Annotated in this window: 17 protein-coding genes; 6 read left to right on the top strand and 11 right to left on the bottom strand. The window is 67.8% G+C overall.

Annotated features, from left to right (window positions below):
* The first annotated feature begins 84 nt into the window (after positions 1 to 84).
* Together ATK36_RS24195 and ATK36_RS24190 are read left to right on the top strand one after the other, a co-directional pair.
* The gene (locus ATK36_RS24195; protein ID WP_098513588.1) at positions 85 to 381 is read left to right on the top strand and encodes a type II toxin-antitoxin system RelE/ParE family toxin; all 297 of its coding nucleotides are present in this window, start codon (positions 85 to 87) and stop codon (positions 379 to 381) included.
* A 10-nt stretch (positions 382 to 391) separates the two neighbouring features.
* Positions 392 to 1480, top strand: coding sequence for a helix-turn-helix domain-containing protein (locus ATK36_RS24190; protein ID WP_098513587.1), 1089 nt, complete (start codon positions 392 to 394; stop codon positions 1478 to 1480).
* A gap of 201 nt (positions 1481 to 1681) precedes the next feature.
* On the opposite strand, the gene nucS is transcribed toward ATK36_RS24190, so the two are convergent.
* Together nucS and ATK36_RS34815 are read right to left on the bottom strand one after the other, a co-directional pair.
* Positions 1682 to 2341, bottom strand: a complete 660-nt coding sequence (nucS, locus tag ATK36_RS24185; protein WP_098515145.1) for an endonuclease NucS — start codon at positions 2339 to 2341, stop codon at positions 1682 to 1684.
* A complete protein-coding gene (locus tag ATK36_RS34815; RefSeq protein WP_423682844.1) occupies positions 2338 to 2559 on the bottom strand; it encodes a hypothetical protein in 222 nt (73 codons plus the stop codon). The genes nucS and ATK36_RS34815 overlap by 4 nt, the downstream gene beginning before the upstream one ends.
* Positions 2560 to 2596: 37 nt before the next feature.
* Here ATK36_RS34815 and ATK36_RS24175 point away from each other — a divergent pair, with 37 nt between their 5' ends.
* Positions 2597 to 3136, top strand: coding sequence for an NUDIX domain-containing protein (locus tag ATK36_RS24175; RefSeq protein ID WP_098513586.1), 540 nt, complete (start codon positions 2597 to 2599; stop codon positions 3134 to 3136).
* Positions 3137 to 3142: 6 nt separating this feature from the next.
* On the opposite strand, the gene ATK36_RS24170 is transcribed toward ATK36_RS24175, so the two are convergent.
* Positions 3143 to 3916: an enoyl-CoA hydratase-related protein gene (locus tag ATK36_RS24170; RefSeq protein ID WP_098513585.1), complete on the bottom strand. Its 774-nt coding sequence runs from the start codon at positions 3914 to 3916 to the stop codon at positions 3143 to 3145.
* A gap of 225 nt (positions 3917 to 4141) precedes the next feature.
* Entirely contained in the window at positions 4142 to 4543 is a 402-nt protein-coding gene (locus ATK36_RS24165) for a hypothetical protein (protein WP_098513584.1), read from the bottom strand.
* A 352-nt stretch (positions 4544 to 4895) separates the two neighbouring features.
* Here ATK36_RS24165 and ATK36_RS24160 point away from each other — a divergent pair, with 352 nt between their 5' ends.
* Complete coding sequence (locus tag ATK36_RS24160; protein WP_098513583.1) at positions 4896 to 5522, top strand: LysE family translocator; 627 nt, start codon at positions 4896 to 4898, stop codon at positions 5520 to 5522.
* A 23-nt stretch (positions 5523 to 5545) separates the two neighbouring features.
* Entirely contained in the window at positions 5546 to 5977 is a 432-nt protein-coding gene (locus ATK36_RS24155) for a LysE family translocator (protein WP_245915064.1), read from the top strand.
* Positions 5978 to 6197: 220 nt separating this feature from the next.
* Here the strand turns inward: ATK36_RS24155 and murA are convergent, their stop codons facing one another.
* Positions 6198 to 7472, bottom strand: a complete 1275-nt coding sequence (murA, locus tag ATK36_RS24150) for a UDP-N-acetylglucosamine 1-carboxyvinyltransferase (protein ID WP_098513582.1) — start codon at positions 7470 to 7472, stop codon at positions 6198 to 6200.
* A 62-nt stretch (positions 7473 to 7534) separates the two neighbouring features.
* Here murA and ATK36_RS24145 point away from each other — a divergent pair, with 62 nt between their 5' ends.
* A complete protein-coding gene (locus tag ATK36_RS24145) occupies positions 7535 to 8101 on the top strand; it encodes a cob(I)yrinic acid a,c-diamide adenosyltransferase (protein WP_098513581.1) in 567 nt (188 codons plus the stop codon).
* 438 nt (positions 8102 to 8539) lie between these two features.
* Here the strand turns inward: ATK36_RS24145 and ATK36_RS24140 are convergent, their stop codons facing one another.
* The 6 genes from ATK36_RS24140 to ATK36_RS24115 form a co-directional block, all read right to left on the bottom strand.
* Positions 8540 to 8974, bottom strand: a complete 435-nt coding sequence (locus ATK36_RS24140) for a DUF2550 domain-containing protein (protein ID WP_098513580.1) — start codon at positions 8972 to 8974, stop codon at positions 8540 to 8542.
* 28 nt (positions 8975 to 9002) lie between these two features.
* Complete coding sequence (locus ATK36_RS24135) at positions 9003 to 9368, bottom strand: F0F1 ATP synthase subunit epsilon (protein WP_098513579.1); 366 nt, start codon at positions 9366 to 9368, stop codon at positions 9003 to 9005.
* A gap of 114 nt (positions 9369 to 9482) precedes the next feature.
* Positions 9483 to 10910 (bottom strand): F0F1 ATP synthase subunit beta, encoded by a 1428-nt coding sequence (gene atpD, locus ATK36_RS24130; RefSeq protein ID WP_098513578.1) that lies wholly within the window; start codon positions 10908 to 10910, stop codon positions 9483 to 9485.
* Positions 10910 to 11848: a F0F1 ATP synthase subunit gamma gene (locus ATK36_RS24125; protein WP_098513577.1), complete on the bottom strand. Its 939-nt coding sequence runs from the start codon at positions 11846 to 11848 to the stop codon at positions 10910 to 10912. Before ATK36_RS24125 ends, atpD begins: the two co-directional genes overlap by 1 nt.
* A gap of 11 nt (positions 11849 to 11859) precedes the next feature.
* The gene (gene atpA, locus ATK36_RS24120; protein ID WP_098513576.1) at positions 11860 to 13497 is read right to left on the bottom strand and encodes a F0F1 ATP synthase subunit alpha; all 1638 of its coding nucleotides are present in this window, start codon (positions 13495 to 13497) and stop codon (positions 11860 to 11862) included.
* A gap of 63 nt (positions 13498 to 13560) precedes the next feature.
* Positions 13561 to 14385: a F0F1 ATP synthase subunit delta gene (locus ATK36_RS24115; RefSeq protein ID WP_098513575.1), complete on the bottom strand. Its 825-nt coding sequence runs from the start codon at positions 14383 to 14385 to the stop codon at positions 13561 to 13563.
* Positions 14386 to 14387 lie beyond the last annotated feature (2 nt).

Raw genomic sequence — 14387 nt, 5'->3', positions numbered from 1 at the left:
CCGGACGGCGGTCCGCCCGAGAACGAAAGGTAGCCTTCATGCTCACACGGGGCTTCGGCCCAGGGGTGATGAAGTGAGGGCAAGTTGCGAGTCGAGTACAGCGACGAGAAGCTGCGTCGACTGGCCGAAGACGCCACTTTTGCGCCGAAGGGATGGGGTCGCGACGTCGTCAAGGCCTATCGGAAGACGGTCCAGCGCATCGTGGCCGCGAAAGACGAGCGTGACCTGTACGCGCTTCGCGGCCTTCGCTTGGAACTGTTGCGGGGTGACCGAGCGGGACAGCACTCGATGCGCCTCAACGACCAATACCGGCTGATCGTCACATTCAAGACCAACGGCGACCGCATCGCAGTCATCATCGAAGTCGTCGACTACCACTAGGGAATCGCTCATGGACACCACACTCGCCGAGGTGTTTCCCGCCGGGGAGCACCTCGCTGACGAGCTGGCGGCCCGGGGATGGACTCAAGTCGAGTTCGCCGAGATCCTGGGGCGCCCAACCCAGTTTGTCTCCGAGATCATTCAGGGCAAGAAGGAGATCACGCGGAAATCTGCCGCGCAGATCGGAGCAGCATTCGGGACCAGTGCCGAGTTTTGGCTCAACTTGCAGGATTCCTATTTTCTCTGGAAGCAGCGGCTAGATCCGGATACTCAGGAGGACCTCGACGACGTCAAGACACGGGCAAAGATCAACGCGTTGGCCCCCATGACCGTACTGCGCAAGCGCGGAATCATAACGGCCACGTCCACTGCCGGCCAGGCCCAGCAGCTCATGCAGCTCATGGGAATCGAAACCCTCGACGAACGACCCCCATGGCAAATGGCGGCACGGCGCGCCAACAAGGACAAACCACTCACACCGACCCAGAACGGCTGGTTCGCCTGCGTGCGGAGAGTCGCCTCCAAGAGGTCATCCCACACTTTTTCGCACCGCATGCTCGAAGAACTTGCGAGGCAAGTAAGTCGTCTGGTTCGCGACCCAAGCGGCCTCACGAGCCTACCGGAACAATTCGGCGCCGCCGGAGTTCGCCTGGTGTTCGTGGAGGCATTCCCATCCAGCAAAATCTCCGGTGCGTCCTATGCGGACGGGACCGGCCCAGTCATTGCACTGTCCGGCCGGGGTCAACGTCTCGACAAGGTACTGTTCACCCTTTTACACGAGATTGCTCATGTAGTTCGCGGCGACGTTTCCAAGAACGGAAAACCTCTCATCGACGAGGACGATCGTACTTTGGGTGACGAGGACCAGGCAGATGAGCTCGCATCCAGCTGGGTTTTCGATCAACCTCTCCCCAGACCACCTTCGCGAATCGGCGCTCAATGGATCAACACCGTTGCGAATGATCGAGGAGTACACCCTGTCGTTGTCATCGGCAGGTTGCAACGCGAGGGTGTACTGCCGTGGCGCAGCGCCCTGGTCAAGAACGCACCCATCGCCACGCCCTACCTCAAGGCATGGAACCCCGAAGCTGGGGTTTGACTTAGGACATCGATGCATTGCTCCGCCAGGATGCAGCTCCCTGGCCGGCATCGCTTTACCACGGAGCCAATCCTGGTCGAAGCCACCGGTTGAGCACGTTCAGACCGGCAGCACAACATGTCACCGCATTGAGGGCGCTCATAATCTTGCCGCATTGAATGTGACCTCCGTGTAGCACACAAGGCCACCGTGATCCGTCGGTCAGAACAGGCGGAACTCGTCGGAGTCGGTACCGCGCAAGGCGTCATAGTCCAGCACCACGCACCGGATACCCCGGTCCTGAGCGAGCGTGCGGGCTTGGGGCTTGATGACCTGCGCCGCGAATACGCCCTGCACCGGGGCGAGCAGCGGGTCACGATTGAGCAGTTCGAGGTAACGCGTCAACTGTTCCACACCGTCGATCTCGCCACGCCTCTTGATCTCCACCGCCACACTTGCGCCGTCAGCGTCTCGGGCCATGATGTCGACCGGCCCGATCGCCGTCGGAAACTCGCGGCGGACCAGTGTGTAACCGTCGCCAAGGGTCTTGATGTGCTCGGCCAGCAACTCTTGCAAGTGTGCTTCGACGCCATCCTTTTGCAAGCCCGGATCCACACCCAGCTCGTGCTTCGAGTCATGCATGATCTTGTCGATCGTGATCACCAGCTTTTCACCGGCCTTGTTCTGCACCGTCCAGATATCCGGATCTTCAATAAGCCAGCAAGGAGGAGACATCCAATTGAGAGGCTTATAGGAGCCACCATCCGAATGAACGAGAACCGAGCCATCCGCTTTCACCATGAGCACTCGGTTGGCCATCGGCAGATGCGCGGTAAGCCGACCGATGTAGTCCACCTGACAGCGAGCGACTACGAGCCTCACTGCGCCCATCCCTTCGTGATCGATCCCCCAGAGAGCCTGTGGAGAGCAGCACCGATCCGCTTCATGGCTGGAGACCAGTGTCTCCACCCCGGATTGGCCTGCCTGTGGCCACGGTCGTCGGAATGCACCGACACCGAGCCGTCCGACTTGACGAGCAGCGGGTGGGCGGTGAGGCGGCCGGCGTAGCCGACCTGGCACCGAGCGATCACGAGACGCACCCGCCGAGGGTAGGACAGGCTCGGTGATACTGAACGGGTGGACCCCGTTCAGCGTGTCGCGACCCGCGAGGTGTATCGGAACAACTGGATGACGGTGCGCGAGGACGCCACCCGCCGTGCGGACGGCAGCCCCGGCATCTACGGCGTGATCGACAAACCGACCTACGCACTGGTGATCCCGCTGGCGGGTGACCGGATGCACCTGGTCGAGCAGTTCCGCTACCCCGTCGGGGCGCGCCGCTGGGAGTTCGTCCAGGGCACCGCGCCCGATCTCGCCGAGGTGCCGCCCGCCGAGCTGGCCCGCCGCGAGCTACGCGAGGAGACCGGGCTGCGGGCGGAGACCATGACCGAGATCGGCCTGCTCGAAGTCGCCCCCGGCCTGACCAGCCAGCGTGGCCACGTGTACCTGGCCACCGGCCTGACCGAGGGCGAGCCGGAGCGGGAACCGGAGGAGCAGGACATGCGCACCGCCTGGTTCGGCCGGAACGAGGTGGAGAAGATGATCGCGTCCGGCGAGATCCTGGACGCGCAGACCGTCGCCGCCTACACCTTGCTGCTCCTGCACGAACGACGCTGACCCCGGTCAGTCCGTCCAGTCCGGCTTGCGCTTCTCCAGGAACGCCGCCATTCCCTCGCGCGCGCCAGGCAGCTGCGAGGCCGAGGCCATGACTTCCAGCGCGATCGCGTACGCGTCCGCTTCCGGGCGATCGAGCTGCGCGTACAACGTCTGCTTCCCCATCGCCTTGCTCGCCCGGCTGCCCCGGGTGGCGCGCGCCAGGAGGGCGGCCACAGCTTCGTCCAGCTCTGCGTCCGGGACCACGCGGTTGACCAGCCCCCAGTCGAGCGCGGTCGCGGCGTCCACCACGTCTCCGGTCAGGGCCAGCTCCATCAGGCGCTTACGGCCGATCGAGCGGGCCACCGGGACCGCCGGGGTGTGGCAGAACCAGCCGCCTTTGCCGCCGGGCAGCGCAAAACCGGCGGACTCCGCAGCCACCGCGAGGTCGCAGGACGCGACCAGCTGGCAGCCGGCGGCAGTGGCCAACCCGTGCACGCGCGCGAGCACCACCTGCGGAACCGACTGCATGGTCCGCATCAGCTCGGTGCAGAGCGTGAGCAGCTCGCGTACGCCCATCAGGTCGCGCGCGGCGACGTCGCCAAAGTCGTGCCCGGCGGAGAACACCGGACCGGCGCCGGCCAGCACGATGCCGGTCGCGTCCGAACGGCCCGCTTCCTGAAACGCCGCAAGCAACTCACCGAGGTGCTCGGCGGACAGTGAATTTCGCCGCGCCGCACGGTTCATGGTGACGGTGATCGTGTCCCCGTCCCGCTTCACGAGGAGGTGCTCGTACTCGCCCATGCCCCGACGGTAGCCCCGGAATCACGCCGACGGAAAGTGCTCCGTGGGCCGAAGTGTGCGGCCAGGCGACCCACGACAGTCCATAGTGGACAGCAATTCAGGCGTCAGGACGGCTGTCCTGACCTTCCGGACGCCTGGACCCGGATCCCTGACTCACCACGGCCCGGGCGTCCGCACCGTTCCGCGTGATCAGGGCGGCGACCTGTGCGGCGTCGGGGATGGCCATCAGCTCGGGCAGGATCGGAACCCACGCGGGCCGGACCGGTACCCCTGGTCCTTCAGCCACTCAAGAGCTGTGGGGTGGAAGTCGATCGTGCCGATACCGTCGCCATGCCCCTGCACCCGCGGCGGGCGGAGATCGGCGAGCCCGATCCAGCGGAACTCGATCCCGGGCTCCCCCTGCGAGACGAAGATCAGCCGGCGGTCGGTGACCAGATAGGTGGTCGCGGCGACGAACTCACGCCGGTCGCGGTTGCGTTCGCAGGCGGTGCCGATCAGCAGCCCCAGTACGGCCCCCCAGCCGAGTAGGTTCCAGAGCTGCAGGTCGAAGCGGGCAGTCAGGACGACCCCGCCGAGGAGCAGGGTCGCCACCGACAGGTAGTAGTGGTAATCGCGGTACCGCCGCACGTACCGCTGCGGGCGTCCGCAGGGCCCCGGCAAAGTTGGTCGAGGGCCCGTGATCAGCAGAGAGAGCCGTGGCGGCCCGACCGGTTTCGAGTCCGTGAAGGGACCCTTCACGGACTCAGAGTCCGTGAAGGGTCCCTTCACAGCCCTCCGCAGCTACGCAGGGCCCCCACACCGACTTTGCCGACACCCCTGGCGGGCGCCCGGACCAGAGCAGCTGTTCGCCTTCGGCCAGTGGGTACATGCCTGCCTCCCCGTTCCGAAGAGGACACGCTGTCCGCTTCGCCCGGGTTGCCCGGCACTGTGACGGAAATCCGCGAGACTGCGGCCGATCCAGGCTCTACCGTGGACAGACGTGACATGGAGCGTATACGGCAGCTACCTGGTGATCGTGGTCCTCATTGTGCTCGCCCCCGGGCCGGACACCATGGTGATGCTGAAGAACGCGCTTTCCGGCGGCGCGCGGGGCGGATTCCTCGCCACAGCCGGGGTCTTCGCGGGCAACGCGGTGCAGGGCACCGCCGCGGCGCTCGGGCTCGGCGTGGTCATCGCGCGGTCGCAGCCGGTGTTCCTCACGCTCAAGTGGCTCGGCGCGGCCTATCTGGTGTTCCTCGGCGTCCAGGCGCTACGCGGTGCGTTGCGGGGCAACTACGACGCTGTCGCGCAGACCCAGCGCAAGCGTGCGAGCGGCTTCCGGCGGTGGCGTGAGGGCTTCCTGTCCAACATCACCAACCCGAAGGTGCTGGTGCTGTACCTGTCGGTGCTGCCCCAGTTCCTCGACCCAGTGCAGACCACCACCTTGGACGCGCTCGTACTCGCGTACACGGTCGCCGTGCTGGGCGCGATCTGGCAGCTGGCGCTGCTGTTCTTCGTACACCGCGTACGCGCTTGGCTGAGCCAGCGCAAGGTCCGCCGCACACTCGACGGCGTAACCGGGACCGCGCTGCTCGGCTTCGGGGCGGCTTTAGCCCTGGAGTCCTGAGCCGGTTACCGTGCGCGCATGACGTGGGCGTGTACGGCGGATTCCTCGCCATGATGATGCTGCTTGCGATTGTGCCCGGCCCGGACAGCATGGTGGTGCTCAAGAACGCCCTGTCCGGCGGTGCGCGAGGCGGGGCGTGGGCATGCTTCGGCATTACCGTTGCGAACACTCTGCAAGCCACCGCCGCGGCGTTCGGGCTCGGCGCGGTCATCACGCGCGCCCAGCCGGTGTTCGAGACGGTCAAGTGGCTCGGCGTCGCGTACCTGGTCGTCGTCGGCTGCCAAGCCCTGCGCGGCGCCTGGCGCGGTGACTACAACTCGGCGGCCGGCTCCCGGCGGACGCGCCCGAACGCGTTCCGGCGGTGGCGTGAGGGCTTCCAGGATGTCGGCAATGTCGGTGTGAGAGGCCCTGCGCAGACTGCGAAGGTCTGTGAAGGGGCCCTTCACGGACTCTGAGTCTGTGAAGGGCCCCTTCACAGACCCGAGACAGGTCCGGCGGGGTGCGGGGTTCACGACAATGGCTCCGTCGACAATCTCGATGGCCCGGCAGACCTCTTCGTCCAGCGCCTCGTAATCAGCGGCGGACAAAACCACCGGGCGGCAAAACCATCCAGTCGGGCAGCGCAGTCATCACGAACCCCGCTTCTCACGTGTAGTCCCAGGGTACGGGCACTGTCTACGCCCGTTCCGGTTCACCCGCCACGCGGTCGATACGGGCGCCGAGGCGGTTCAGGTTCTCCACGAAGTGCGGATAGCCCCGGTCGATGTGGAAGACGTCCCACACCTGGGTCACGCCGTCCGCGCACAGGCCGGCCAGGACCAGTCCGGCGCCGGCGCGGATGTCGGAGGCCCAGACGGGGGCGCTGGAGAGGCGGTCGACGCCGCGGACGACGGCGTGGTGGCCGTCGGTGCGGGCGTCGCCGGAGAGGCGGATCATCTCCTCGATGAAGCGGAACCTCGCCTCGTAGACGTTCTCCGTGATCATCGACGTGCCGTCGGACACCGCGGAGAGCGCGACCGCGAACGGCTGGAGGTCGGTGGCGAAGCCGGGGTAGGGCAGGGTCACCCAGTCCACCGCCTTGGGCCGTTCCGGCTGCACGACCCGGAAGCCCTTCTCGTCGAAGGTGGTCACCTCGGCGCCGGCCAGGCGCAGCTTGTCCAGCACCAGGTCGAGATGGTGCGAGTTGACCCCGCGCACGGTCAGATCGCCGCGCGTCATGGAGGCGGCGAACGCCCAGGTCGCGCCGACGATCCGGTCACCGATCACGCGGTGCTCGGTCGGGTTCAGCTGCGGGACGCCGTGCACGGTCAGCGTGGACGTGCCGACGCCTTCGATCTTCGCGCCCATTTCGGTGAGCATCGTGCAGATGTCGGCGATCTCCGGCTCGCGCGCGGCGTTGTCGATCACCGTCGAGCCCTCGGCCAGCACCGCGGCCATCAGAATGTTCTCGGTCGCGCCGACGCTCGGGAAGTCCAGCCAGATCTGGGCGCCCACCAGCGATTCCGCCTTCGCGACCACGCAGCCGTGCTCGATGGTGCTGGTCGCGCCGAGCTTGCGGAGCCCGTTCTGGTGCATGTCCAGCGGCCGCTGGCCGATCGCGTCCCCGCCGGGCAGCGCCACCACGGCCTGCTTCAACCGGCCGACCAGCGGGCCCAGCACGCACACCGAGGCACGCAGCTTGCCCATCGCCGTCGAGTCCGCCCGGTGCGAAAGCTCCGCGGGGGTGGTGATCCGCGCGGTGTCGCCCTCGATCTCCACCTCGCAGCCGACGCTGCGCAGCACGTCGCCCATCAAGGGGACGTCGAGGATCTGGGGGCAGTTCGTGATCGTCGTGGTGCCCTCGGCCAGCAGCGCCGCGGCCATCAGCTTCAGCACGCTGTTCTTGGCGCCGACGACCTCGACCTCACCGACCAGCCGCGCCCCGCCGTGCACGTTGAAGTGCTCGCTCATGGCCGCCAATCATGCCCTCTCGCCCAGCTTTGCCCGACGCGGGGCCGGGTAGAGTCAGCCGCATGGTCGTTCGCATCAACCGCGTATACACGAAGGTCGGCGACAGCGGCAGCACTGCCCTCGGCGACGGCTCAAGGGTGCCCAAGACGTCGCCACGGCTGGCCGCGTACGCCGATACCGACGAGGCGAACTCGGTGCTCGGCCTGGCCGTCGCGCTCGGCGGGCTGCCCGAGGAGATCACCACGGTCCTGCGCCGGATCCAGAACGACCTGTTCGACGTCGGCGCCGACCTGTGCCTGCCGATCCAGGAGAACCCGCCGTACGAGCCGCTGCGCATCACCGAGGCGTACCTGACCCGGCTCGAAGACTGGTGCGACGAGTTCAACGAGCGGCTGCCGAAGCTGACCTCGTTCATTCTGCCGGGCGGCACCCCGGGAGCGGCCTACCTGCACCAGGCCCGCACGGTGACCCGCCGAGCGGAACGCGCCGCCTGGGCGCTGGCGGAGGCCGAGCCCGAGACGACGAACCCGTTCGCCGCGAAGTACCTCAACCGGCTGTCCGACCTGCTGTTCATCCTCTCCCGGCTGGCCAACCCGGACGGTGACGTGCTGTGGCGGCCGGGCGGCTGACGGGCACGGCCGTCGGGGCACGCGGGCTCGCTGCGGAACCTTCCGACGCAAGGCTGTGAAGGGTCCCTTCGCAGCCTCAGAGTCCAGGGTGTCGGCAAGGTCGGTGTGAGGGGCCATGCGCAGGCTGCGGAGGTCCATGAAGGGGCCCTTCACGGACTCTGAGTCTGTGAAGGGCCCCTTCACAGACCCGAGACAAGTCCGGCGCACACCACGAGGTGATCGCGCATCTCGAACATCCCCGCTGCCGGGCACAATCGACGAAGACGGCGGGCGCCGGTCGATGATGACGCGGCAGCCACGGCTCACTCTGCTGATCACTGGTCCCGACCGACTTCGCCGGGACCCTGGACTCTGGGTCTGTGAAGGGACCCTTCACAGCCTTCGCAGTTCGTCGGAACTCGGCCGGGTGACCGCGCAGGGCGTGCCGAGACTGTGGGTTCAGGAGGCCCGGGGCAACCGGCGCCCGGGCGGGGCGGACTCCAGCCAGGACAGGAACCCGGTGAGCGCACCCGGTCCCATGGCGATCTCGATCGCTTCCTGGGCGGCGGATTCACAGCGGAGCACGGTCGAACCGTCCGGCACCGCGTAGGCCTCCGATCCGGAGGGATCCCGCCGGTCGGAGATCTGCATGCTCTCGCGCTGGAAGACCCGGTCCGGGCCGGCGCGCAGGCTCCACACCCGGTACCAGACGAACTTGTCGCCCTCGTACCGGCCGAGCCCGAGGTGCCAGCCGGCCCGCGGATGGTCCGGACGCCACCGCAGCGCGACGCTCACGCCACCGCCCCGGCGCATCCGGATCCATCGCTGGCCATACCAGCCTGCGACGAGGACGAGCACCATCAGGAGAGCCAGCACCACGATCGCAATCTCCATGGCCCGGCCTCCGTTCGCGTTCGCCCGGTCAGGCCGTTTGCCCGGCCGCGCGGAGCCTGCCCGCGGCCCTGGCTCGCTCGGCCTCGTCACCGGTGCTGAGCGCGGCCTGCGCGGCCGCCACGTCGATCTCGTCGGACAGCTCGGCGCTCTCGGCCAGCACACTCACGCCGGTGGCGGTGACGGACAGGAAACCACCGTGCACGGCCGCGGTGAGCACCTCACCGTCGACCGTGTTCACCTTCACCACGCCACCCTCCACGAGCTGGCCGAGGACCGGCTCGTGGCCCGGCATGATGCCGATCTCGCCTTCGGTGGTCTGCGCCACCACGAAGGTGGCGGTACCCGACCAGAGCCGGCGCTCGACGGCCACCAGCTCCACGGACATCTCAGCCACGTAGCACTCCTTCGCTCGCCGGGGTCACCGCCGAGTGTAATAGGTCCGGCTTCGGGTACCGGAACGGCGAGGCTTTCAGTCCACAATGGACATCCGCCCCGCCGCCCCGGAACGTCACTTACCGGTGATCTCCCGGTACTTCTTCTCCAGGTCCTCGAGCCCGCCGATACCCAGGAACGCCTGCTCCGGGTAGTGGTCGAAGTCGCCCTTGGTGATCCGGTCGAAGGACTCGATGGTCTCGGCCAGCGGCACCGTCGAACCGGGGATCTGCGTGAAGGCCTCGGCCACCAGCATGTTCTGGGACAGGAACCGCTCGATCCGGCGCGCCCGCTGCACGGTCAGCTTGTCCTCTTCGGAAAGCTCGTCCATACCGAGGATCGCGATGATGTCCTGCAGCTCCTTGTACTTCTGCAGGATCCGGATGACCTCGGAGGCCACCCGGTAGTGGTCCTCGCCGACGATCGCCGGGTCGAGAATGGTCGAGGTCGAGGCCAGCGGGTCCACCGCCGGGAAGATGCCCTTCTGGAACACCGACCGGGAAAGCTCGGTGGTGGCGTCCAGGTGCGCGAACGTGGTCGCCGGGGCCGGGTCGGTGTAGTCGTCCGCGGGTACGTAGATCGCCTGCATCGAGGTGATCGAGCGACCCCGGGTCGAGGTGATCCGCTCCTGCAGCTGACCCATCTCGTCGGCCAGCGTCGGCTGGTACCCCACCGCCGAGGGCATCCGGCCCAGCAGGGTGGAGACCTCGGAACCGGCCTGGGTGAACCGGAAGATGTTGTCGATGAACAGCAGCACGTCCTGGTTCTGGACGTCGCGGAAGTACTCCGCCATGGTCAGCGCGGACAGCGCGACCCGCATCCGGGTGCCCGGCGGCTCGTCCATCTGGCCGAAGACCAGGGCGGTGTCGTTGATGACGCCGTCCTCGGACATCTCCAGGAACAGGTCGTTGCCCTCACGGGTGCGCTCGCCGACGCCGGCGAACACCGAGGTACCACCGAAGTTCCGGGCGACCCGGGTGATCATCTCCTTGATCAGCACCGTCTTGCCCACGCCGGCACCGCCGAACAGGCCGATCTTGCCACCCTGCACGTACGGGGTCAGCAGGTCGACGACCTTGAGGCCGGTCTCCAGCATCTCGGTCTTGCCTTCGAGCTGGTCGAAGGCCGGCGGGTTGCGGTGGATGCCCCAGCGCTCGAGGTCCGCGCCGTAGCCCGGCTCGTCGAGGCACTCGCCGAGCGCGTTGTAGACGTGGCCCTTGACCTTGTCGCCCACCGGCACGCTGATCGGGGCACCGGTGTCGGTGACCTCTGCACCGCGGACGAGACCGTCCTGCGGCTGCAGCGAAATGGTGCGCACCAGGTTGTCGCCGAGGTGGCTGGCGACCTCAAGGGTGACCGTCTTGCGCAGCTGCTCGAACTCGATGTCGACCTTGAGCGCGCTGAACTGGTCGGGGACGGAACCGCGCGGGAACTCGACGTCGACGACCGGCCCGGTCACCGAGACGATGCGCCCCTTGGCGCGCGGGGCTTCAGTACTCGTCATCAGTCATCACTTCCTGCTGCGGTGAGCGCGTTCGCGCCACCGACGATTTCGGAGATCTCCTGGGTGATCTGCGCCTGGCGGGCCTGGTTCGCCTCCCGCGTCAGCGTGTTCACCAGTTCGTTCGCGTTGTCCGAGGCCGCCTTCATCGCCGTGCGGCGGGCCGCCAGCTCCGAGGCCGCCGACTCCAGCAGCGCGGAGTACAACCGGGTGTTGATGTACTTCGGCAGCAACGCGGAGAGCAGCTTGTCGGCGCTGGGCTCGAACTCGTAGCTCGGCAGCAGCCCGGCGGGCTTCTCGTCCTCGCCCTCGGAGTACTCGACCTCCAGCGGCGCGACGCGCTTGGCCACCGGCCGCTGGGTCAGCATCGACACGAACTCGGTGTAGACGACGTGGATCTCGTCCACCCCGGTGATGCCGTCGGCATTACCGGAAGAGTCGTCGACCCCGGCGTTGAAGGACTGCACCAGCGTCTCCGCGGCGGTCACCGCGTCCGGGTAGCCGGGCTGGTCGGAGAACCCGGTCCAGCTGCCGGCCACCGGGCGGTTGCGGAACCGGTAGTAGTTCAGCCCCTTGCTGCCGGTGGTGTAGACGTCGACCTCTTTGCCCTCCTCGCGCAGCAGCGCGAGCAGTTCCTCGGTCGCCTTCAGCACGTTGGAGTTGTATCCACCGCACTGGCCCTTGTCACTGGTGACGACCAGTACCGCGGCGCGCTTCGGGTTCGAGCGCTCGACCAGCAGCGGGTGGTCGAGACTCGTCGCCGCGCCGGCCAGCGCCGAGAGCACCTTGGTGATCTCGTCCGCGTACGGCCGGGAAGCGGCGACCTTCGCCCGCGCTTTGGTGATGCGCGCGGTGGCGATGAGCTCCATCGCCTTGGTGATCTTGCCGATCGACTTCGTCGCCTTGATGCGCGAGCGAAGCTCCCGCAGTTGTGCGGCCATGGGCTACCAGCTCACTTCTTCGGGGCGGGCTTGTTGACCTTGACGGTCTCCTGCCCGACCTTCTCGGCGTCCATCGCGTCGGCGTTCGACTCGAGCGGCTTGCCCTCGGCGGTGGTGAACTCCTTCTTGAACTCTTCCACCGCCGCGATCAGCGCGTCCCGGGTGGCGTCCTCGAACTTGCCGGTCTCGCGGATCGCGCCGAGCACCTCGGCGTGCTTGCGCCGCGCCGAGTCGAGGAACTCCAGGTTGAACCGGCGCACGTCCTCGGTCGGGACCGAGTCGAAGTGGCCGTTCGTGCCCAGGTACACCGTGGCGACCTGCTCCTCGACCGGGACCGGCGAGTACTGCGGCTGCTTGAGCACCTCGTACAGCCGGGCACCACGCTCGAGCTGCGCCTTCGACGCGTCGTCGAGGTCCGAGGCGAAGGCGGCGAACGCCTCCAGCTCGCGGTACTGGGACAGGTCGATCCGGAGCGAGCCCGCGACGTTCTTCATCGCCTTGACTTGCGCGGCACCACCCACGCGGGAGACCGAGATACCCACGTCGATGGCCGGGCGCTGACCGGCGTTGAACAGGTCGGACTGGAAGAAGCACTGGCCGTCGGTGATCGAGATGACGTTCGTCGGGATGTAGGCCGACACGTCGTTGGCCTTGGTCTCGATGATCGGCAGCCCGGTCAGCGAGCCCGCGCCCAGCTCGTCCGAGAGCTTCGCGCACCGCTCCAGCAGACGCGAGTGCAAGTAGAAGACGTCGCCGGGGAAGGCCTCACGGCCCGGCGGGCGGCGCAGCAGCAGCGAGATCGCGCGGTAGGCGTCGGCCTGCTTGGTCAGGTCGTCGAACACGATCAGGACGTGCTTGCCCTCGTACATCCAGTGCTGGCCGATGGCCGAGCCGGTGTAGGGGGCGATCCACTTGAAGCCGGCCGAGTCCGAGGCCGGGGCGGCGACGATGGTGGTGTACTCCAGCGCACCCGCCTCTTCGAGCGCCGTCTTCACCGAGGCGATCGTGGAGCCCTTCTGGCCGACCGCGACGTAGATGCAGCGGACCTGCTGCTTCGGGTCGCCGGTCTCCCAGTTGGCCTTCTGGTTGATGATCGTGTCCACCGCGACCGCGGTCTTGCCGGTCTTGCGGTCGCCGATGATCAGCTGACGCTGGCCGCGGCCGATCGGGGTCATCGCGTCGATCGCGGTGATGCCGGTCTGCAGCGGCTCGGACACCGGCTGGCGCTCGACCACCGAGGCGGCCTTGAGCTCCAGCGCGCGACGGCCGGTGGTCTCGATCTCGCCGAGTCCGTCGATCGCCTCGCCGAGGGGGTTGACGACCCGGCCGAGATAGCCGTCGCCGACCGGCACGGAGAGCACCTGACCGGTCCGCTTGACCTGCTGGCCCTCTTCGATGCCGTCGAAGTCACCGAGGATCGCGACACCGATGTCGCGCGCATCCAGGTTCAGCGCCACGCCCAGCACGCCGCCCGGGAATTCGAGCAGCTCGTTGGCCATGGCCGAGGGCAGCCCCTCGACGTGGGCGATCCCGTCACCGGCGTCGGCGACGACGCCGACCTCTTCCCGCTCCACCGAAGGGGCGTAACTCGAGACGTAATTCCCGATCGCCTGGGCGATCTCGTCCGAGGAGATCGTCAGCTCCGCCATTTCGTTCCCGCTCTCGCTTCTGTTTCGTCAGTGTGCAAAGTCTGTGTGCCGGGGGATGCGGCCTCAGGCCCTGGCCAGCCTGCGGCGCAGCGCCGCGAGCTGACCGGAGGTGCTGCCGTCGATGACCTCGTCGCCGACCCGGACGACGAGCCCGCCGCCGAGGGCCGGATCGATCTCCACGTGCAGCGCGATCGGCCGGCCGTAGAGCCCGTCGAGCTTGGCCGAAAGCTGCGCCCGCTGGGTGTCGCTGAGCGCGCTCGCGCTGGTCACGTAGGCGACCGAGCGCTCCCGCCGCTGCGCGGCGAGTGCGACCAGCGTGTCCAGCCTGGCACCGACCCCACGGCCCTTGGCCCGGCGCACGACCTGCTCGACGAGGGTTTCGGTGACCACGTCGACCTTGTCCGCGAACAGCCCGCGCACGAGCGTGCGCTTCGCCTCCGCGGGAGCGATCGGGTCGGACAGCGCGGCGTCCAGCTCCGGGGAACCGGCCACGATCCGCGCGATCTGGAACAGCTGGGATTCGACGGTCTCGACCCCGCCCGTCTGCTCGGCCGCGGTGAGCAGCGCCGAGCGGCCGAGCGATTCGAGCCCGTCCACCAGCTGGCGGGGACTGGACCAGCGGCTGCCCACCACGGTGTCGAGCACCTGGCGGGCCGGTTCGCTCAGCTTGCCCTCGAACAGCCGGCGGACCAGGCCCCGGCGGCTCTCCGGGTCCACCGAAGGGTCACCGACCGCGCGGCGCAGGCCGATCTCGCGGTCCAGCAGGTCGACGACCGAGAGCAGCTCGTCCCCGACCGTCGCGGGGTCGGCCCCCGCGTCGGCCAGTACCTCGCCGAGACGGGTCCCGGCGAGGTCGAGCGCTTCCCGGCTCGCAGCATGCAGCGTCATCT

Source organism: Amycolatopsis sulphurea, assembly GCF_002564045.1.
In the GTDB taxonomy this organism is placed as follows: Bacteria; Actinomycetota; Actinomycetes; order Mycobacteriales; family Pseudonocardiaceae; genus Amycolatopsis; species Amycolatopsis sulphurea.
This window is presented reverse-complemented; position numbering and strand designations above follow the sequence as displayed.

Excerpts from the sequence above, each read along its gene's own strand:
- ATK36_RS24190 (WP_098513587.1), top strand. The coding sequence starts at position 392 with ATGGACACCACACTCGCCGAGGTGTTTCCCGCCGGGGAGCACCTCGCT.
- ATK36_RS24170 (WP_098513585.1), bottom strand. The coding sequence starts at position 3,916 with ATGGGCGAGTACGAGCACCTCCTCGTGAAGCGGGACGGGGACACGATC.
- murA (WP_098513582.1), bottom strand. The coding sequence starts at position 7,472 with ATGAGCGAGCACTTCAACGTGCACGGCGGGGCGCGGCTGGTCGGTGAG.
- ATK36_RS24145 (WP_098513581.1), top strand. The coding sequence starts at position 7,535 with ATGGTCGTTCGCATCAACCGCGTATACACGAAGGTCGGCGACAGCGGC.
- ATK36_RS24140 (WP_098513580.1), bottom strand. The coding sequence starts at position 8,974 with ATGGAGATTGCGATCGTGGTGCTGGCTCTCCTGATGGTGCTCGTCCTC.
- atpD (WP_098513578.1), bottom strand. The coding sequence starts at position 10,910 with ATGACGAGTACTGAAGCCCCGCGCGCCAAGGGGCGCATCGTCTCGGTG.
- ATK36_RS24125 (WP_098513577.1), bottom strand. The coding sequence starts at position 11,848 with ATGGCCGCACAACTGCGGGAGCTTCGCTCGCGCATCAAGGCGACGAAG.
- atpA (WP_098513576.1), bottom strand. The coding sequence starts at position 13,497 with ATGGCGGAGCTGACGATCTCCTCGGACGAGATCGCCCAGGCGATCGGG.
- ATK36_RS24115 (WP_098513575.1), bottom strand. The coding sequence starts at position 14,385 with ATGACGCTGCATGCTGCGAGCCGGGAAGCGCTCGACCTCGCCGGGACC.